Annotated in this window: 19 protein-coding genes; all 19 read right to left on the bottom strand. The window is 46.4% G+C overall.

The window, feature by feature from the left end; genetic code table 11:
• Positions 1–8: 8 nt before the first annotated feature.
• Entirely contained in the window at positions 9–827 is an 819-nt protein-coding gene (locus RH46_RS03265) for a carbon-nitrogen hydrolase family protein (protein ID WP_006877982.1), read from the bottom strand.
• A gap of 12 nt (positions 828–839) precedes the next feature.
• Positions 840–4712, bottom strand: coding sequence for a YhdP family protein (locus RH46_RS03260; RefSeq protein WP_006877981.1), 3873 nt, complete (start codon positions 4710–4712; stop codon positions 840–842).
• A 9-nt stretch (positions 4713–4721) separates the two neighbouring features.
• On the bottom strand, positions 4722–6191 hold the full coding sequence (gene rng / locus RH46_RS03255; RefSeq protein WP_006877980.1) for a ribonuclease G: 1470 nt from the start codon (positions 6189–6191) through the stop codon (positions 4722–4724).
• A gap of 18 nt (positions 6192–6209) precedes the next feature.
• On the bottom strand, positions 6210–6770 hold the full coding sequence (locus tag RH46_RS03250; RefSeq protein ID WP_006877979.1) for a Maf family protein: 561 nt from the start codon (positions 6768–6770) through the stop codon (positions 6210–6212).
• Positions 6771–6773: 3 nt separating this feature from the next.
• A complete protein-coding gene (gene mreD / locus RH46_RS03245) occupies positions 6774–7262 on the bottom strand; it encodes a rod shape-determining protein MreD (protein ID WP_006877978.1) in 489 nt (162 codons plus the stop codon).
• Positions 7263–7267: 5 nt separating this feature from the next.
• Positions 7268–8137, bottom strand: a complete 870-nt coding sequence (mreC, locus tag RH46_RS03240) for a rod shape-determining protein MreC (protein WP_006877977.1) — start codon at positions 8135–8137, stop codon at positions 7268–7270.
• A gap of 53 nt (positions 8138–8190) precedes the next feature.
• Complete coding sequence (locus RH46_RS03235) at positions 8191–9234, bottom strand: rod shape-determining protein (protein WP_004747218.1); 1044 nt, start codon at positions 9232–9234, stop codon at positions 8191–8193.
• 152 nt (positions 9235–9386) lie between these two features.
• Positions 9387–12659 carry a DUF6701 domain-containing protein gene (locus RH46_RS03230; RefSeq protein WP_040894998.1) on the bottom strand — a complete coding sequence of 1091 codons (3273 nt, stop codon included), beginning with the start codon at positions 12657–12659 and terminating at the stop codon, positions 9387–9389.
• Positions 12660–12661: 2 nt separating this feature from the next.
• Complete coding sequence (locus RH46_RS03225; protein WP_006877975.1) at positions 12662–13081, bottom strand: hypothetical protein; 420 nt, start codon at positions 13079–13081, stop codon at positions 12662–12664.
• The gene (locus tag RH46_RS03220; protein ID WP_006877974.1) at positions 13071–13796 is read right to left on the bottom strand and encodes a PilW family protein; all 726 of its coding nucleotides are present in this window, start codon (positions 13794–13796) and stop codon (positions 13071–13073) included. Before RH46_RS03220 ends, RH46_RS03225 begins: the two co-directional genes overlap by 11 nt.
• Positions 13796–14344, bottom strand: coding sequence for a type IV pilus modification PilV family protein (locus RH46_RS03215; protein ID WP_006877973.1), 549 nt, complete (start codon positions 14342–14344; stop codon positions 13796–13798). The genes RH46_RS03220 and RH46_RS03215 overlap by 1 nt, the downstream gene beginning before the upstream one ends.
• Positions 14344–14817, bottom strand: a complete 474-nt coding sequence (locus RH46_RS03210) for a type II secretion system protein (RefSeq protein WP_006877972.1) — start codon at positions 14815–14817, stop codon at positions 14344–14346. The genes RH46_RS03215 and RH46_RS03210 overlap by 1 nt, the downstream gene beginning before the upstream one ends.
• A 136-nt stretch (positions 14818–14953) precedes the next feature.
• Positions 14954–15418 carry a type II secretion system protein gene (locus RH46_RS03205; RefSeq protein ID WP_006877971.1) on the bottom strand — a complete coding sequence of 155 codons (465 nt, stop codon included), beginning with the start codon at positions 15416–15418 and terminating at the stop codon, positions 14954–14956.
• A 28-nt stretch (positions 15419–15446) separates the two neighbouring features.
• Entirely contained in the window at positions 15447–16013 is a 567-nt protein-coding gene (locus RH46_RS03200) for a prepilin-type N-terminal cleavage/methylation domain-containing protein (protein ID WP_006877970.1), read from the bottom strand.
• A gap of 69 nt (positions 16014–16082) precedes the next feature.
• Positions 16083–16571: a hypothetical protein gene (locus tag RH46_RS03195; RefSeq protein WP_006877969.1), complete on the bottom strand. Its 489-nt coding sequence runs from the start codon at positions 16569–16571 to the stop codon at positions 16083–16085.
• On the bottom strand, positions 16555–17775 hold the full coding sequence (locus RH46_RS03190; protein ID WP_006877968.1) for a type II secretion system F family protein: 1221 nt from the start codon (positions 17773–17775) through the stop codon (positions 16555–16557). The genes RH46_RS03195 and RH46_RS03190 overlap by 17 nt, the downstream gene beginning before the upstream one ends.
• A gap of 8 nt (positions 17776–17783) precedes the next feature.
• Complete coding sequence (locus tag RH46_RS03185; protein WP_006877967.1) at positions 17784–19508, bottom strand: MSHA fimbrial ATPase MshE; 1725 nt, start codon at positions 19506–19508, stop codon at positions 17784–17786.
• Complete coding sequence (locus tag RH46_RS03180; protein WP_006877966.1) at positions 19498–20550, bottom strand: tetratricopeptide repeat protein; 1053 nt, start codon at positions 20548–20550, stop codon at positions 19498–19500. Before RH46_RS03180 ends, RH46_RS03185 begins: the two co-directional genes overlap by 11 nt.
• A 3-nt stretch (positions 20551–20553) precedes the next feature.
• Positions 20554–21393 (bottom strand): ExeA family protein, encoded by an 840-nt coding sequence (locus tag RH46_RS03175; protein WP_006877965.1) that lies wholly within the window; start codon positions 21391–21393, stop codon positions 20554–20556.
• Position 21394: the final 1 nt, after the last annotated feature.

Raw genomic sequence — 21394 nt, 5'->3', positions numbered from 1 at the left:
CTTTGCTCTTAATGTTGTAACTGATTGCTGAACCGAGCATGCTGAGCTACTGGCATCGCTGCTCTTAATTCTTCTACTTGAGTTAGGTCGATATCGACCAATAAATTGTCTTTTTGATCGGAAAGGCTAGCGACAACCTCTCCCCATGGCGAGATAACCATCGAATGGCCCCAGGTCTCTCGTCCACACGGGTGCGTTCCAACCTGATTTACCGCGACCAGCCAGGATTGCGTTTCAATAGCTCGTGCACGTAATAGTGTTTCCCAGTGCGCTTTTCCTGTCACTGCGGTAAAAGCAGCAGGCACAAAAATAATGTTGGCACCTGAACGGGCCAGCTCGCTGTATAAAGTTGGGAAACGAACATCATAACAGATAGTCAGACCAAGATGGGCAAACGGTGTTTGATACGAGACAATACGCTCACCTGGAGTAAAGGTTTCTGACTCTCGGTAACGTTTGTGCCCATCTGCAACATCGACATCAAACATATGCAGCTTGTCATAATCCGCAACTAAAGCGCCATTAGGATCAAACAGAAGCGATGTCGTGGTCACTCCGTTACTACGCTGAATTGGCATACTACCAATAAGTAACCAGATACTTTCCTCTCGGGCCAGTTGTGCCAGAGCCTGCTGGATATCCCCCTCGCCTAGCACTTCTGCACATTGATGATAGTCGCGACGACTGCCAAACACCAAGGCGTTCTCCGGCACGACTACCAGCTTTGCACCAGACCGAGATAACTCAGCAACTTGCTGTTGGATATAAGCTAAGTTTTGCTGCGGGTTGGGACCCGAAGTCATCTGAATTAGTCCGACTCGTTCCATGAGTTATGATCCTTACTTTATCGCATCTCTCAGAGTTTCAGGGAGTTTGAATTCCCCTTTACTGCGTGACAGTTCTTTAACTATAGGGGCATCTAACGGGCCTTTCACTTCATAGTTAACCTGAGTGAAAACTTCAACTACCGGCGATATCACTGTGGTGATAGCCAGAACATAAAGCGCAGTTTGCGGCGTGACCGCAAATGCCGTCAAAACGGGAATACCAGAAGTAATATCCGGAGTGAAGTTCACTTCTGCATCAACGGTTCGGGTATTGAGGTTGGCGAGGCCTTTTATCGTCATCTCACCCGCTACAGCGTCCATCTTAATGTCATTAGTTAAGAACACGCCGTTGCGAATTGAACCGCTACCAGTAATGGAATTGAACGCCATACCTTTATCAAACACATCACTAAAATCGAGCTGCATCTTACGAATAATCGAATCGAGACTAAACAGTCCGAGTAATCGTGCCGCACCACTCACATCAGAAATCGTTCCTTTACCCAGTTTGGTATCTACCTCGCCACGTAAGGTGTCGATTTTTCCAGACCAAGGAGAGCCATCCCATTCAACCTTTGCATTGAGCTCAAATGGGGCACGCTGAATACCGGAAGAGATGCCAAATCGCTCCATAACATCACTGTTATTTTCACCGGACATGGAAACATCGAAACGCGTATGGCTCTCTGTATCACCCAATTGCCACCAGCCTTTCATATCCACCTTATTCGCACCGCTTTCAAAGGTGAGCTTTTTCCATTCCAGCTTTTCACCCTGACGTTGCAAGTCGAGATGAGTCTTACCGACTTTGTAGCCTTGGAACCAGAAGTCATCAATCGCTAAGGTAATATTCGGCACTTGTTGATGGAATGTTCGATCGAAGTGGCTAATCAGCGGAGCCTGCTGGTCTTCACTATCAAACATACCTTTATCTTTATACTCGGCAGTTTCCAGCTTAGGAATATAAACATGCAGACGCTTCAGTGACACCGAAAGGTCATAAGGTTCAAGGTAAGAGGCCTCCCCCTTAGCTTCCTGACTATCTAAGTTCATGTACCAGCCAAGGCCTTTACGCTTGGCAGTAAAATCAACATCATTCCACTCGATTCCCGCCAGAGTCAGCTCCTTAGTATCGAGGTCAATTCGGGCAGGTAGCGGGATCTGAGGCGTATTCATTTGCGCTAAGACCGCTTTGGATGGCCCTTGCTCTACTGCCAGTAAATCAATCCACTGATCAAGGTTTAGTTTGTCTAACCGAACTTGAGCCTGATGACCCGCGACCGGGCTGATCTTAAAGCTTCCTTTGCCTAGCACTAAGTTAGTATCGGTTAATACTGGTGTGTCTGGGCGAATATCTATTTCAGCCTGATATTTGAAATTAGGGAACTGAACCCGAGCGGTAATGCTTTCTTGGTTTCCTGATGCTTGTAGTCGCCCCTTCCCGGCAACACCTGCCGTCTTGGTCAAAGGTGCCGGGAAGTTACTACTTACTAACCTAAGATCGGCTTCGGTATCAATCTGATAGGTAAAACCAACATCGTTAAGCTGGATATCAATATCCATCTGCCACGGGGCGTGACCTTCAAGTGGGTCAAGCCAACGGTTACCGAGGTAAGGCGTAAGAGGATCAACATCCCAGTCACCGACAACATTGATTGCTACACCGTAGCCCTGAGCAATGTTCTCACCACGAAAATCTATCGAAACCGGTTGAGTGAGGAGATCTGCCGAAAGACCCGCTGCACTGACAACGTCATTGTCAAATTCAACTCTGCCTGACACCGTTTCTAAGGTCATCGGTGGAGACTCAATCGTTACATGATTGTCAGCTAAATCCGCATATCCCCATGCACGAGCTTCTTTATCAGAGCTAAACGGAATGTTGAGCTGGAAGCTTGATTCGACCTTACCATCCACTTGCACTGCAGTTAATGCAGCACCAACGGAATCGACCAGCGGAGAAGCGGTCATGTAGTCTCTTACCGCATTACCTTGAGCAACGGCTTGAGCTTCAATCTCAATATGGCCACCTTCAGCAAGTTCAGGGATACGACCAGTAATACGCTTGGCAGTCACGTCCATCAAAGTTGCGCTGCGTGAATCAAGATACATAGCGTCGTTCTGGAATAACAGATCGAGCTGTAAGTCTGTGATTGGTGGCCAGGCAGTATCAAAACTAAACTTAGCTTGCTTTAACCCCACCCAAGCCTGAAACATGCCATCGTTATTGTGGTACGGGAAATCACCGAGTTCTCCATACCATAGGAGTTTGGCTGCATTGACTTTTCCGCCCTGAATAGCGGTACTCAAGTAGTCAGTCAGCTCGCGCCCCAGAGCTAAAGTCGGTAGATAGCGCCATGTTTCACCTGCGTTAAACAGGTTTGCTTCAGCATAGAAGGATAGAAATGGGCTGCTGTTATCCGGGAAGTCGAGACGGAATGCACCAAGCACCTGCAAGTCAGGCGTCGCGGCTGTGACTTTATCTGCCCACAAGCTCCAGCCGTTATCATTGTTTTGCCAGATGATGTCGACCTGGCCTTGTTTGATATTCAGCGGCGCCTGGAATACATCACCATAAGGAAGCACATCGTCAATCAGGTTAACTCGCGCTTTGGCTTTGTGAATGTCACCTGACACGGACGCAGAAAGATGATGGACTCCGGGTAGCAGTTCCCATTGTGACATAGTGCCCTGTGATAACTCTGCCGAGTATTTAAGTGTATCAATGCTTTTTCCCATTGAAACACGGACATCTTCAACTAGGCCACCTAAGGTCAGCTTCTCTAGCAGTTCAGTGGTTGCTTTTGATTCCGGAGCAAGTTTAACCAGTGGAGTGATAGCAGAGATATCAAGTTGAGAAATATTGAGTCGCCACTGTTCGGGCTGCCAATCAAATGCAACATCAAGCTCTGGCCACTGCGTCTCATCAGTGCTGAGATTGAGTGAGTGAGCATTAACTTGCCAGCCATCATTGCTTGGTTCAAGTTCTAACACGCCAGATTCGATCCACAGCTCGTGCTGCTTACCCTCTTTCCAACTGAGTTCTGATGACTCTAGCTCTACATAAGCACTGATAGGTTGGCTACGTTGCAATGTCAGCCAGCTACTGAAACTCAACTGACCCTTGTCGATACCAGTTTCACTCTGAAGGTATTTGGTTAACCATGGGGTAACTAATACATTTTGCGCAGAAACGTAGAACTCACCACTGACATCCGTCAGCGAACCAAAATCAACAAAGTTTGCTTTGACCTGTGCAGAGTTGAGCTCACTACCCGAAAGGCTAATCTCGCCGTCTGCCAGATGTCGATTACCATCGTTTTGCCACTTCAGCTTAGCGATTGCCAGCTGACGTTGTGTACCATCAATTCCGAGAAAATCGATTTTTGACTGAGTCAGTGAAAAGCTATCGAGCTGACGCAGAAGCAATTTATCCAACTGCTCCAGAACCCCTTTCTGCTCACCTTGCGGTTTTAGTTCTGGGGTTTGTTCGGTGTTCGTCCACTCTACCGAAGTGATGTCGAGGTTAAGTTGATAGATTTTCAGATCAGCAACGACTGGCTCCCTCTGGATCAATGACTGGATCAGATCCAGTTCCACCTCAACAGTGTCCGCAGAAAAGTGGATATCACTACTCTCAGGTGTATTCGCCTTTACCCCCTGTAATGAGATCGAAGGGTGCGCGTTACGCCAGAAACCATGAATACCTGACACTTCAAAATCGAGTCCAGAGCCCTGGTTGATCCAAGCCTGAATCTGAGGCTGAAAGTGATTTAGTTGAGGTAAGGTGATACGAAGCGCCGTTACAGTAATCGCAAGGAAAACCAAAACTGTAACGGTCAGCCATAGAAAGATTTGAATCAGACGAGTGGTAGTCGAGCTCACAAACAACCTTTACATCATCACAACGTCGAATTGTTCTTGAATATACAAAGGTTCAGCCTGAATCTTGACCTGTTTGCCAATAAACACTTCAAGCTCAGCCAGTGCGTGAGACTCATCGCCTTGCAAGCTTTCTGCCACCGCAGGAGAAGCATAAACAACAAACTTATCAGCATCGTATGCGCGATTAACTCGGGTAATTTCACGTAGGATTTCGTAGCAGACAGACTCAACAGTCTTAACGCTTCCGCGCCCTTCACAGGTAGGGCAAGATGAACATAAGATATGCTCAATACTTTCGCGGGTACGCTTACGAGTCATCTCAACTAAGCCGAGTTGAGTAAAACCGTTGATATTGGTCTTAACACGATCTTTGTCCAGCGCTGCCTCCAATGAGGTGAGAACTCGGTTACGATGTTCATCCGACGCCATATCGATGAAATCGATAATGATAATACCGCCAAGGTTGCGCAGTCTTAATTGACGCGCGATCGCCTGAGTCGCTTCAATATTGGTGTTGAAGATCGTCTCTTCCAAGTTGCGGCGGCCGACAAAAGCACCCGTGTTGATATCCACTGTGGTCATTGCTTCTGTTTGATCAATGATTAAGTAGCCACCTGATTTCAAATCCACTTTACGCTCTAGCGAACGCTGAATTTCGTTTTCGGTGTCATACATATCAAAGATTGGTTTATCACCTTCGTACAGCTCGAGTTTATCGGTCAACTCAGGGACATATTCGGAAGTAAACTCTTTGAGGTTCTCAAACTCTGTGCGCGAATCGACCAGAATCTTATTTAATTCAGTGCCAACAAAGTCACGCAGAATACGCTGAGATAAGCCTAACTCACCATACAGAGTCGCACGAGTTTTGTATTTACTGCGGCGCTCCATCACTTTAGACCAAAGGCGCTTAAGGAATGCAGCATCTTGCGATAGCTCTTTATCATCAGCACCTTCTGCCGCAGTACGGATAATGAAACCACCATTTTCGTCACAGTAGTGGCCAACCACCTTCTTCAGTCGGTTGCGCTCTTCTTCACTATCAATTCGCTGTGACACACCAACATGGCTCGCCCCTGGCATAAAGACCAGGTAACGGGAAGGCAAAGTAATATCCGTCGTTAAACGCGCACCTTTAGTACCCAGCGGGTCTTTAACCACTTGCACAACAATATCCTGACCCTGGCGAACCAGCTCGGAGATATCGCGCACCTGAAACTGTTGTTTCTCATTTTCAGCAACACATTCAGTGTGGGGAACAATATCAGAGGCATGGAGAAAGGCTGCTTTCTCTAAGCCAATATCGACAAAAGCGGCCTGCATTCCCGGTAGGACACGGCTCACTTTGCCCTTATAGATATTTCCGACAATTCCGCGCTTTGCTTCACGTTCAACATGGATCTCTTGTAGGGTTCCACCTTCGATCATAGCCACACGAGTTTCACTCGGGGTCACGTTGATCAACAACTCTGCACTCATGAGCGCACCTCAAAATAATTATAAAAATTTTTGTAAGAGCTGGTCAGTTTCGTATAGCGGCAAGCCTACGACAGCGTAGTAACTGCCTTCAATGCGGGTTACAAATCGCCCGCCTATGCCTTGAATACCGTAACTTCCAGCTTTATCGCACGGTTCACCCGTTTGCCAATAATGTTCTACTTCTTGTTCTGACAGGGTTTTGAACCATACGTCTGTAGATACCACTACAGTTTCTTGATTCTCTTTTGTTGCGACAGTCACTGCTGTCATCACCTGATGCGCCCGACCTGAAAGCATCAGTAACATCTGTTTAGCATGCGCTAAGTCATCTGGCTTTTCCAATACCACATCATCACAAACGACTATGGTATCCGAGCCAATAACCACTGATTCTGGCTCAAGCACCACCGCTGCCATCGCCTTATCTTTGGATAAGCGCTCAACATATTGCCTTGCGCTCTCACCCGGCTGAAGAGACTCTTCTACATCAGTTTTGACCACAGAAAACGAGTAACCTAACTGGGAAAGAAGTTCTTTACGTCTTGGCGAACCTGAAGCCAAAATCAGTGTTTTTTTCATTGTTTATCTTATATGCCAATGACGTCTGACACGACGCATTAATAGGAACATCCATGGCCAGAGAATACAGTTAATCAAACCGCTCCAGAGGGAGACCGGATTAAATGTGACATCCTGAATCAAGTACTCACCACAGAAAATCAGTACATCAAGAACCATAGACATAATGCCAATCAAGATCGCTTGCTGCCATAACGCCATATTACGTATCACGAGGAAATTCAGCGCTATCAGGTAAATCACGATCGACATCATCATACCGCGGATACCTAAGGTTGACCCTAGCAACAAGTCCCACAGTAAGCCTAAAATCAGCGCGCTGCCAACATTAACTCTATGAGGTAATGCCAGCACCCAATAACAGGTTACTAATAGCAACCATGACGGGCGCAGCAAATCGAGCATTCCAGGCCAGGGAATAGTCTGCAAAGTCAAAGCGATTAAGAAGGAGCAAGTAATGACAAGCTTACCCTTTAGTACACTATTTGCCATTAATATTACTCCTCCAAACTCTCAGGCAGTACTTGTTGGATCTTCTCCTGACGAGAATCATTCGGCCAGATTAATAGCAAGTAACGTAAACGCTCAAAGTCGACCACAGGCTCTGCCTCAACCAAGGCAAACTCACGAGCAGTATCTCGTTCAACTTCAGCGACGTGCGCAACAGGGAAGCCTTCCGGATATATACCACCTAGCCCTGACGTTACCAGCAGATCACCCTCTTCGATATCAAGACTGATCGGTATGTGATCGAGGTTAATACGATCTGACTTACCATTTCCTGAGGCGATAACTCGAATATCATTTCGAATCACTTGCACAGGAATCGCGCTAAGACTATCGGTAAGCAGTAACACTCGGCTATTATGCGCCGAAACAAACGTCACTTGGCCCACAATACCTTTCTCATTGGCAACCGGCTGACCGACGTAAACGCCATCAATCTGACCTTTATCAATCACAACTTGGTGGCGATAAGGAGAAGTATCGACTGCCATTACTTCTGTCACTACTTTGCGCTCATCCCGAATAAACGATGAACCAAGTAGTTTGCGTAGTCGCTGGTTTTCTTCACGATACTGGTCAAGCAGTAGTAGATCATTTTTCAGGCGTAGTACTTCGCGCTTAAGAGTGCGAGTACTTTCCATGTAATCTTGACGAATGTTAAAGCGCTCATACGCGCCATCAAACATCACGCGAGGGACATCCGCTAAATATTGGATTGGGGCAACCACACTATTGAGCAGATAACGTACTTGGGCAAATGCGCCTAAACGACTATCAGCCAGCATAAGGCTGGCTGATAGAATGACGGCAAAAAACAGACGTAGCTGAAGTGAAGGTCCCCGGCCAAAAATAGGCTTCATGGAATATGAGATCCTTATCTTGCCAATCTTGGAATCAAACCAAGATCATTCAGTTATTCTTCGCTAAATAGATCGCCACCGTGCATGTCGATCATCTCAAGAGCTTTACCACCGCCACGTGCAACACACGTTAGTGGGTCTTCTGCGATAACGACTGGAATACCCGTTTCTTCAGTTAGAAGACGATCTAGATCTTTAAGTAGTGCACCACCACCAGTTAGTACCATACCGTTTTCTGAGATGTCTGAAGCCAGCTCTGGAGGACACTGTTCTAGTGCTACCATTACTGCAGAAACAATACCTGTCAGAGGCTCTTGAAGAGCTTCCAGGATTTCGTTTGAGTTAAGGCTAAAGCTGCGCGGTACACCTTCAGCTAGGTTGCGACCACGAACTTCGATCTCTTCTACTTCATCACCAGGATAAGCAGAACCAATTTCATGTTTGATTTTCTCTGCAGTCGCTTCACCAATCAGGCTGCCGTAGTTACGACGAACGTAGTTGATGATCGCTTCATCAAAACGGTCACCACCGATACGTACTGAAGATGAGTAAACCACACCGTTAAGTGAAATAACCGCGACTTCTGTTGTACCACCACCGATATCAACAACCATTGAACCAGTTGGCTCAGAAACGCGCAGGCCAGCACCAATCGCTGCAGCCATAGGCTCGTCAATCAGGTATACCTCGCGAGCCCCTGCACCTAGTGCTGATTCACGGATAGCACGACGCTCTACTTGTGTTGAACCACAAGGAACACAAACTAGAACACGTGGGCTTGGTTTTAGAACGCTATTGTCATGCACTTGCTTAATAAAGTGCTGAAGCATTTTCTCAGTCACATAGAAATCAGCAATAACGCCATCTTTCATTGGACGGATTGCAGAGATGTTACCTGGTGTACGGCCTAACATCTGCTTTGCAGCGTGTCCGACAGCGGCGACACTTTTGCCCGCACGGTTACGGTCTTGACGAATTGCAACGACAGAAGGCTCGTCTAGGACAATGCCCTGTCCTTTAACGTAGATAAGAGTGTTGGCAGTACCTAAATCGATAGATAGGTCATTTGAAAATATGCCACGAAGTTTTTTGAACATATTCTTCGCTCGTCCTGAAAGAATTATAAGATAGAAAATTGCACTAAATGTACCAATGCCTTGCCGCTACAGCAAGGCATTGAAGTGTAAACATGGGCTGAAACACGCAATTTCTAACAGATTCCTAACGATGGGCAAAAAAAACGCAGTAATTACTGTCCAGTTAAGCCAGGTTCACCACGAAAGATCACCCGATCATTACCGCGATAAATTCCGAAGGTAACCACTGAAGAGGGATCTTGCTCTCCATTTACCTCAACTCGGTTATCATCTTGCCAACGGTAACGCAGCCAGGGTAGCTCATTGTTGGCATTATCCAGCTCTAACCATACCTGCGTCTGCTGGCGAACATCGGAGGCATGAGTGGCAGTTATGGTTCGAGATTGGCCAGCGGCTATTTGACCACCATCACCGAAGGTAACCTCAAAAGCGGTTTGATTAGGCTCAACCCAGATATTGCGATTATCGTCTGCATCGTTACTGCCATCCACCTCTGTGGAGCTATCGTCGGTGTTGGTAATAAAGCGACTGCCATCCCAGAACTCCACTCGCAGCGGAATTGGCAGTTCAGAGTTAACCGTTCCACCAACACTATCCAGCTCTATTCGTCCAAAACGAATATCCGGTTGCAGTGTCAGCACACGAGGATCATCTTCACCTTCTGCTGGTGTTTGATAATCGACAGGATCTCGGTTTGATACTCCGGTGTCAGTTATCGAGATATTTGATGCGGTGCCAGCTGCACCATTAAATGGACCATCTTCGTAGCCATCTGCCGATGCTGCCTTTTCCCAGCACAGTTCACTTTCGCAATCAGTCGAAGGCGCAGCATCATCCAATGTGAAAGTACCAATACTACGTTGTGATGTGAGTGCCCACTGTTTGCTCGGTGTGGGCGAGTTAAATCGCTCGGTAAAATCTGGCTCGAACAGAACAAAGCCCGCAGTTAAGTCAGAATCAAAGCTAGCATAGTTTTGCACTGCCTGCTCCTGAGCGTTTAACGCTTCGACATCAAAGGACACACCGTTAAACGGCTGATTCATATAGGCGAAAGACTGGTTGCCTGGATAATCCCAACTCGGGGTGTTGACGACATTGAAGAACTTAGGATAAAAACGCCCAATCTCTTGCTGGTCACTATCAAGATCCATGTTTAAGTAAGTCGCCCCTGTCGTGAACTGAATAGTTCCCACTTCACTCCAGTTGTGAGTCACTATTCTGATCAGATTATCGCTATCAAATGCAAAAACCGTCTCTGGGGTAAGTATTCCATCGGCCGCTGAGCTTGTTGGATAAGTCACGCTGTAAGTTAAGTTGAGTGGGCCATTATCAAGTCCATAGTTTCCAGTCTGTGGGTAAGCACACTCATCAGTTGCGTTGCCTTTTGAGTCACCATGTACGATAGGAATGTAGCTAACAGTAAAATCATCACCAGATGGCATAAAACCCGGGGTACCTGTGGTAGTCGCTGGGTTGAGGTTTGAGCTATTACTCACCTCAGCCACATTACAAATTGCGATTTTCCATGGCCGCGAGTAGACATCAAACTGGCCTTTTAATGCCCCGCCCTCAACAGGACAATGGTCATCATCGCAGACAAATCTGTTATCGGTCATCGTCACTCGAATATGACCAGACTCTTTAAAAATAAAATCGGCGTCGCGATTCGAGTCTGTTAGTTCGGCACTAAAAATGAAATCATTCGTATCAACCAAGGCGGAAGAGGGTCTTTGATAGGAAAAACTCGCCGTAGGACTCCCCGTATAACCTAATGTGATTAGCTCATCACTATTACTACAGGCTTTAACACTGACACTAGCCTGATTGTTCTGACCCGCAATCACATACTGATCTTCGACCTCAAATTTATACGGTACATATTTAATCTGGTCAGTATCCTCGAATATTTGTCCTCCCGCAGTGAGGCTTGCTTTAAGGTCGTAGTCACCGATAGTGGAGGTCGGTGTGGTAGTTACTCGGTATTGAGCAATACCATTCGCTTCAGCAATAAAACTAATACTCAGGTTATTTCCATTTTCCTGAATTAAAGTCGGTTGATAACCCGAAAGATAATTGCCATCGCTATCTAAAACATGGACCTCAACAATCTGGTCATCACCAGTTTCACAAGTCAGATGGTAGTTGTAGGGTTTGATGACTATCGATTCAACTTCCGGATCCGGGGTGGGGTTACAGCTAAGTGCATGAATACGACTATTTCGACCACTCATTTCGATACTGTGTGCTGTGATACCACCACGAATTTCAATATTTGTCCCTTCGATATCAAAGCCATCGCTAGCTTGAGGGTCGATATAAAAAAACGCATTGATACGATAGTTAACGCTATCACCATCATCCATATCTATATCTGCATCTGCGCCATGACCAATAAAGAGTAAGTCATGGCTACTTCCTCTATAGTTAATCCTGACTCCAGACTTTTCAAAGTGAATCTTTTTGTAGTGAACAATACTTGGTGCAAGAATTTCTAGTTTTGCATTCTTCTCTGCAAATTTCAGTTCATTTAACCAATACTCCCCGCCAGTTAACCTTAGAACAGCGTTTTTCTTAATCGTAATATCTTTATGTCGACCACTACTCAGGTTGCATGTTCGATTGTTGTTACAGGTCAGATCATCGTTACCATGGCTGTAATTAGGTGTCGGCATGGGTAATGTGCTGTGTGTTTTTGTCGCGTCGAAACTACACAGCCCTGAAGATCCGTCAGGAAAATTACAAAGATTACTCGGCTGAAAAATTGCCTCAAAAGAATATTGAGGATCGTTGCTGTTTGGGAATACCTTGTTATTGCCCCCCGACACCGAGAGAACCCCATGGGGACGTTGAGGTGAAGATGTGTAAAAGTTCGTTTGCAAACCATTAGGCACGTAAGAGCAAACATCTACCTCAAATGGATCTATATCGACACAAGAACCTGAACTAATGCAGTATTTGTCTGGATCATTGAACTGAGAACCAACTAAATTAAGCCGAATTCTCGGATTGAATTTGTCAGCACCAGTAGCACTAGATAAATCGAAGTACTCATCAATTGGTTGGGGGACGCCATCAATGGAGTAACTAAGTGTGCCTGTGATAAAACGTGCATTCCAATTCGAAGTGCGGACAAACTGAACCCTAAAGGTACGTTCTTTGCGCTCACCAGTATAATTATTTTCGTAAATAGCCGGGCGATAACGTGCGAATCTAGAATCATCCGTCCAGAGAGGGTAAAAAATGCGACTACTTTCTAGACGAACACGATTTGTGCCGTCAGAATCAATCTTAAAGGTAAAACAGAAGCCATTTCGCGCATCAACTTCGCTACCAGCAACTAAACATTGAGACGCATGCGTTATTGATGGCAGCCAAACAGCCACTGAGAATAATACTGCGGATATCAGCTTATAAAACGCCTTCATCATCACTCCCTAACCCATACTTGCTGGCTACGCTGCATCTGATTTATCCCTGTTCCACAATTTGCTACTGAGGTCACCACATACATTTGAGTTCCATCCGCAAGTTGTCCACCTCTTGCCTGGCAACTTACCTGAACACTCTGGCAACTGACCGTGGTTTGAAATAGATTTATCGCCGTCCCATCTATTGCTGCACATTCATTGGCCACTGAGTCTGCGCCTGCAATATCATAAATTTCTTTTAGCGCCCACTCGTTGCCAGAGTGCGCTAACAATGCTGCCTGCGTACCTACCACATCCTTCGAGTGACTATCACTGTTTGACCAGCTAATACGGCTAAGGCTTGTTGCCAGAAACCCCATCACAACAAGCACAAAAATAACCACTATATATAAACTGCCTTGCTGTTTTTTACGGAACATTTAGCACCTGTATCTGCTGCTGAAAGTTACTCGATTCGTCTCCCAGTGCATTGTTAAGAGTGATATCAACGTCAACAATGCCATTGGCCTGAACTGTGGCAGGTATATAGTCAAGCGTACCGTCCACCCAAGTATCTGATAAGGGTAAATCATTGAGTCCATTTACCGCTCGACGTAATTGCCCCGCAACCAGACAGTAATCTACCCGCCCATTAGGATTATAGATGTAATGGCGATTCGACACTGAGTTGCCGACCAAATCATTGGCTACGTCAGAAATAAAGAAGGTGTCGTTAGCACTACTCACATCAGTGAGAGGAAATACATTGTTGCCGGGGTTAGCTTGAGTAGGATTAATCACCAAAGTTAAGTCATCAATATCATCAGTTGAGAGGCCTTGCTGACCGACTACAAACTGTATGTCGGCTCCCGACACGGCATAATATCCAGAATCAACAATTGGGAAAAAAGAGATACAACTGGTCGCCTGTGGCAGCACTGTGCTACTGCTAAGCATGTTTGGTACCGCATGGCGGATCTCTCGCGACATTTTCTCCAGAATAAACTTTGCCTGAGTTTGTAACCGCTGGCGTTCTACCGTATCTGAATACCCCCTGGCCCCCAACTCAACAAAACCAGCGATACCTAACACCAGAATCGCGCCAACAATTAGCGTGATCACCATTTCAATTAACGTGAAACCTTTGGCTTTCATCAATAGTTACCTCGATAAGCATCCAGGGTCACTGGTGTCTGATCGGCTGCAGAAATAACCAGATTAATTCTCTTTAAACTTGTTCCATCTGCATAAGTCACATCAATATCCAAACGGAAATTGCGGTAGCTGGAATCTCCTAGTAACAAATCTAAATCACGACATCCGTTGGCAGCTTGTTGTTCCCAACAGCCAATAAAGTCGTCAACATCGTTATATAACTGTGGACGAATGGCGTCAGCATCAACTCCCTCATCTTCCTCTGCACCAAAGTCGTCCTCTGCGGTACAACTGACAGCCGGCTGGCCAACAATGACTTCATCACAGCGAATAAAGCCACCAGTAAAATCGCTGTTTTGGTCAAAGCCACGAGCCAATATTGAAGACATAACACTTTGTCCCAACGCCGCCGCTCTAGTTTGGTAGTAAGGGTCTGCTGAACGCGTTATTTGTGGCACGAGAAAACTGGTAATGGTCACCATAGCCAGCCCCATCACCACAATAACAATGATGCTCTCGATTAAGGTAAAGCCAAGTTTACGCTTCATTAGCACCCCCGTGGCGAAACGTAGCCAATGGCATTTATTTCAACCCCAGTACAGGTGCCATCTGTAGAACGCATTTCAATAAGGACAGGAGCAACAACATCACTGGGGCTCCCCAGCAGGTCAAAATTGACTAGATCGCCAACATTAGAGGTAAAGGTAACGTCTTCAATCACCACCCAATCACTGCGACTTTGATTGCGCTCTGCGCAGGCTGCTTGAGAGCCAATACAGTCGTTCAATAAGCGTAAGGAAAAGTTGCTGTTGCCAACCACAGCGTCAATATCGACATTCGATTGCATGCGATTGACCTGAATCTGGCGAATGACTGAGATCACCTGCTCCTGAGCCACAAAAGGAGAGAAGCCAGAGGTACCGGAGTAGCGGCTAACGGCATAAACCGACACGATCGATACAAGTAGAATGACAACGATCAATTCGGTTATTGTGAATCCAGTGACTTTTAGCCTAACCATTACCAGCTACCGAGGAACATTTAGTTACTTTGATTATATATCACGTTAACTAAGAGTCGTTGTTTCTTAAAGAAAACTGAGAAGCTCTAAGGGGATTTGGGGATAAGAAAAAGCCAGCTTACGCTGGCTATTTTCATTAACACTTATCATCTTGCAGATTGATATTGTATACCGCGCTAGAAGTTGCTTGCTGATATTCGACATAACAGCCAGTAGATGACGTAAAGTCTGCGGTATTTTGACCTTTAAACGTATAACCAATCCCCGTTAGGCCAACACTAGAAGAAACTACATCCCAGTCACTGCTCAGACCCACAACAGCCTGTGCGATACCATCAGCAGACGCGGTTGGGTAACCATAGACAGTTTGGATATCTCCAACCAAAGTATTTGTGGTTGAAGTTTCCTTACCTTCAATAGCAGCTTTACCGTAGACAATACCTGCCGCACCATCCATAGCGCCTTTTAGACCTTGCAGAGATGCTTGTCGTGCATCGCCTTGTAAATTCAAAAAACGTGGCGCCGCAGTTACGGCCAGAATACCCAAAATAACAATGACTACCACAAGTTCAATAAGGGTGAAACCGCCTTGTCTTTTCATCGTTTCTATCTCTCTATTTTATAGCGCATTACTGCAGAGTTACGGTCACACGACCTGTTTCAATTTCATAAACAAACTGATTTTCGCTATTGCCCTCTTGCTGAATATAGGTGCAAGTTGAAGCCGCGTCATCAGCCTGGGCTGAATACTTAATATTTGAATCAGCCTCAGCTTGAGCAGTTGTGCCCACTCTTGGCGGATTCTGAAGTAGGTTCGACATCAGCGCGATGCAGATGTCATCTGTCAAACTTCCGGGAAAATTAGTGTCATCATTATTGATGGCATAAGGGTAACCATCTCTGAAATCACCACCAGCCTGATCGGAGCTGGTTAACCAAAAGTCGACACCATCGTAGTTAACAGTATTACGCACTGTTCCATCAATGGTGACCGATGGCCTTGCTTCCGCCTCCCACTGAGCTCGTGCAGATAACACGCCGGTCGCATAACCACCTGCAACACCTTCAACACTGGCTTTTTTCGCTTCATCAGTCACATCCAAAAAGCGAGGTAGCGCTGCAACGGCAAGTAACCCAACCACCACAATAACAACGACCAATTCGACCAATGAAAAACCAGATTGTTTGTGAGTCATAAACTAATAACCTACTATTTAGTACAACGTATTATACGGAATTTTCCTACTTCTGCTACTAGCCACATATCAATTATGAGACTCAGCTAAGAAACCTACCTTGGCAGAAAATCTGTTACCTATCAGATTGATAGTGACCACTTTATCCTGTTGATAAAAATAACTACAGCTATAATTGTGCTCTGCCGACTCATCGACAAACTTAAAAGGTTCATTGCCTAAGATTTCTTTTTCCGGGTAGAGAATTTCTAACCAAAAAACGCAACTTGTTTGCTGACTATTATCAACTGGAGTAACCCAACCACTATTAGTGTAGTTCAACACCTGACCATCTATCTCAAGTGGCGTAGTTCGTTTTGCTAATAGCCACTGCTGCTTATAGTAACTCGCCCGCTCAACTACCCTTTGTGTCGCGAGTAAAAACGCCGAATCATTGGCTTTGACCTCTACATTTCGCCAAGCCAGTAACAGGCTGAGGATTAGTACTAATACCACCAGCAACCATATCATTAGCTTCGAACGCTCTGAAAAAGCGCTGGAACTAGCCTTTGATAGCATCGAGCATTCCCCACATTGGCAGGAAGATACCAAGAGCCAAAACCAGAACCATCCCTGCTACGATAACCAACAATATCGGTTCGATACGTGCGGTAAGCGTTTTCAGGTCATAGTCAACTTCACGATCATAGAAGTCCGCTACTTCTAGTAACAACTCATCGATTCGCCCGGTCTCTTCACCTACCGAAATCATCTGGATAACCAGGGGAGTGAAAACACCGCTGTTAATCGCAGTAGATGAGATGGTACTACCGGCTTCAATCGCGGCCTTCATCTCAAGTAGCCGGTTTTCTAAATATCGGTTACCTAACGCCTCAGCGGATAACGCTAACGACTGATTGAGCGGCACCCCAGCTTTGAGCATCAAAGCAAAAGTACGGGAAAACCGAGACAACTGAGCCCTGTTAACCAGTTCACCAACGACAGGAGTTCGAAGACGGAGCTTATCCCACTTCTCCCGCCCATTAGCGGTACCTATCCAGGCCCTAAGCGCAAACAAGGCACCTACCATGATAGCGACCATTAGTAGCCAATAATTAACAAAGAATTCTGAAGTTGAAATTAGTATTCGTGTTGGCAACGGCAGATCAACACCAAAACGGGCAAACATGCTAGTAAACTGCGGGATCACTTTTACGTTGAGAACAAACATCGCTACAACGATAAAGCTAATCACAAACGTCGGATAACGCATGGCTGTTTTGATTCGTTTACGGGTTTCAACTTCTTGCTCATAGTAGTTCGCCAACTGGAGTAGCGCCTGATCAAGCCGGCCAGTGTTTTCACCAACATGGACCATGGAGACAAACAGTGAACTGAACACTTTCGGGTACATTTGCATCGAACTCGATAGACTGCGACCATTGGTGAGTTCTTGTGTCACCGCTTCAAGTGCCTCTTGTAACTGCTTGTTTGAGCTGTTCTGGCTCAGACCTTTCATCGAACGCAGTAAAGGGACACCTGCTTTGGTCAAGCTGTACAGCTGACGACAGAAGATAACCAGTACTTCCAGTGGAATGGCTGGAGTGAGCATTGCTTTCCAGTCAATACGAAACGCTGCCTGAGCCCCGCCCGCTTTGATGCTGGTAGGAATAATGCCCTTACTCATCAACTGCTCTGCAACCGCATCTTGTGTAGGAGCTTCGATAGTCCCTGAAGCGATTGAGCCATCGGCTTGTCGACCTTGGTAGCGAAAGTTTGGCATTATCCCCCCTAGATATAGATAGCTTGAGCTGAGCCGGAAGAGTCCCCTTCACCCAGGGTCATAACCTCGCTCAAACTCACTACGCCCTGAAGGGCGAGTTCCATCGCGGAAGCCAACAGTGGCTTATAACTCGGGGACTGACGAGCCACCTGAGTAAAACCAACCGCATCATTCGCTCTAAGCATATCCATCATATCTTGCTCAAGCTCAAGCATCTCAAACACACCGATTCGCCCTCTGTAGCCAGTCAGGTTACAGTTCTGGCATCCGCGGCCTTTCACAAAACGACTCTCGACCTGATTCGGAAAACGTTGCGCCACCCACTGTTTATCGGCAGCATCAAGCTCAGCTTCCGTTTTGCAGTCGGGGCAGACTTTACGTACCAGACGCTGCGCAACTACCGCTCGAACGGCACTGGCAACAAGGTAACCAGGCGCCCCCATATCCATCATTCTTAGCGCACTATCTACTGCGTCGTTAGTATGCAGAGTACTCAACACCAAGTGACCAGTCAGTGCCGCGCGCAAACCTATTTCAACCGTCTCCTGATCACGCATCTCACCAACTAAGATAATATCCGGATCCTGACGTAAGAAGGTTCTGAGAACCGTTGAGAAGTCGAGGTCAATCTTAGGGTTTACCTGCACCTGATTAACCCGAGGTAATCGGTATTCGACCGGATCTTCGGCGGTAATAATTTTTTTGCCCGGCTCATTGAGCTCACTCAGAGCACCGTACAAGGTGGTGGTTTTACCTGAACCGGTTGGTCCGGTCACCAGAATCATGCCATGAGGACGACGTAGCTGACGTCTCAACCTAAGCAAAAGATCCTCTGGCAAGCCTGAAGCTTCAAGCTTGCGCACTCCTGAAGACTGATTGAGCAGACGCATTACTACAGATTCGCCATACTGAACGGGCATGGTCGACATACGAATATCAACCGACTGACCTTTGGCTCGGATATTAAAGCGGCCATCTTGAGGCAGACGTTTTTCCGAGATATCCAGATTAGCCATAAGCTTAAGGCGCAACACCAGTGCAGAGGCAATATTCACTTCATTAAGTAAAGTTTCATGCAATACGCCATCGATGCGCTGACGCAGACGTAAAACGTTGGAATCAGGTTCAATATGGATATCCGAGGCACCAACCTGGATAGCATCTTCAAACAGTGAGTTGATCAGCTTAACCACTGTCACTTCATCACTATCTTCACCTTCAATGCTGAAATCGAACGCTTCGGTAACCTGATGTTCGGCCTGCAACTGCTCAGCAAAAGAAGCAATCTCTTTGGTGCGGCGGTAATAGCGATCAAACCCTTCGACTAGCTGCTTTTCAGGAGCAATCACAAACTCAATCGCATACTGTGATAACTGGCCAAGCAATGCTTCCTGAGCAAACAGATCCGCTGGATCACTCATTGCGACCCTTAGGGTGTCCATTTGACGACCGATAACCAGCGCCCGGAGACGTCGAGCATGAACTTCCGGTAACAGCTGTACCGCATCAATGTCGACATTCGCACGGCTTAGATCAATCAATGGAATATCAAGCTGCTGAGACAAGAACGTCAGCATTTGATGTTCGCTTAAGAAGCCAAGCTCAATCAACATCGCCCCGAGCTTACGACCGGTTGATTTCTGCGCGTTGAGAGCCTGTTCAACTTGCTGTTCGGTAATGATTCCCTCTTCAACCAGCAAGTCACCCAGACGCTTTCTTAGTTTAATTTTCACTGCTGGTATCCTCTAGTTGAGCAATCAAGGTCAGGCGGTCACGAATAAATTGTTGTGACTGGTTGGAGAGCCCTAGCTTAGTTAACGCCTCAGTATATGAACTTTTAGCGGCAGCTAAATCGAATGCTCGCTCTTGCTGAATACCCAAGCCTAGCCACCAACGCGCACTGTCAGGTTCACGTGCCACTAGCTTCTGATAACTCTCTAGAGCCATAGCATCTTGCTTCTCTTTTTGGGCAAGTGCAGCTCGCAGGGCAAGATATTCGGTTGACGCTGAGCTCGGCATGGCACTTAGCACCGTTAAAGCAACACCATTCTGCTGCTCTTTCATCAACATTTTGGCCAGTGATAAACGTAAGTCAGAGCTTTCCGAGTTAAGAGCAATACCTTTTTGCAGGATCTCAGCCGCTTTTCTTACTTCACCTTTACCGTAGTAAAGGGCGGATAAGCGTTTTCTCACTTGAGTATCAGCAGGGGTATAACGTAAAGCCTCGCTATATTGGCTTAACGCTTCTGAGAGATTGTTACTATCAAGCGCTTTTTTGGCTCGCTGTTGCGCTTTATCTGACAACTGTTGTGGAGTAAGTTCTACCTGCTCTATCACCACCTGACCCGATGGCGCGCTAGTCGTATTAACTGCGTTATTGCTTACGGTACTATTTTTCGCCAGCTGTAACGGCTGAGCCTCAACACTAGGTTGAGCTGTAATCTGAGGAGTCTCTTTAACGCCATTTGCTTTGGATGAATGGCCAGTATCCTTCTCGACCTGATAAAGAGGTTGCTGGCTTAGAGTGACTTTCTGCGTTGGGGAAGCCAGTTCAACATGATTAATTGCTGGTTCAAGTACATCGTAAGCTGGAGGCATTGGCGCTTGTTGCGATATCGCCCAACCGCCGACAGCTAAACTCAGCCCAAAACTACCCACTACCCAAGGCAGCACAGAGCGTCGCTTTACTGGGGCAACCTCAGCTTTGGTAATCGCCATCTTAGAATCCGATGACTGTTTGGCCAACTTGGCAAGCGCGTCATTAATTGCACTCATTGTTTAACTCCAGCCCCATAGTAACGGGCTCTTAAATTTAGGTTTGCAACTATCGTACGTATCATGAATAGCAGCAAAGAGTAGTCGGTTAGTAAGGTGGATAAGTTGCTGGCTGCAAGCGATCAATAACGCCTTATGGCAGATTTGATTGATCAATCTCGGGTAACCTTTACTTGCTCGCCAAATCGCTTTCTTATGGTTAAGGGTAAACAGAGATGTACTACCACCTACTTTACTCAAGCGGTTATCGATATAGGCCACCGCCTCATCCAGTGTCAGGCCACGTAATTGGGCACTAAATGTAATACGCTGACGAAACTGCCTTAAGTGATGTTGAGCTAACCGTTCATCTAGCTCTGGCTGACCAAACAAGACTATTTGTAGCAGTTTACGCTGCTCGGTTTCCAAATTACCGAATAGCCGTAGTACTTCTAAAGCATCATCACTGAGCGCCTGCGCTTCATCGACCAACACCACCACTTGCTTATCTTGCTCTGCCAACTCGATTAAACGACACTGAATATCATCGACAATTGATGCAGGTTCGCGGTTCTCAACACCTAACTCACTGGCCACAGCGGCACGTAACTGCTCACCATTCAAAGCCGGATTTGGCACAAAAACCAGTTGTATATTGTCTTCAAACAACTTCGCCATCACGCGGCACACCATGGTTTTGCCAGTCCCAACCTCACCCGTCACCTTGATTAAGCCTTCCCCCATCGCTAACGCAGACATCACTGTCTGGATGGCTTCATAATGCGGCTCCAACCCCAAGAACATCTCAGTATCCGGGGTAAGATGAAAGGGTAAGCTCTCAAAACCAAAGTGCTCGAGGTACATA

This window comes from Vibrio brasiliensis LMG 20546, assembly GCF_000189255.1.
GTDB lineage: Bacteria > Pseudomonadota > Gammaproteobacteria > Enterobacterales > Vibrionaceae > Vibrio > Vibrio brasiliensis.
The sequence above is the reverse complement of the archived record's forward strand: the minus strand, read 5'-3'. Positions and strand labels throughout refer to the sequence as shown.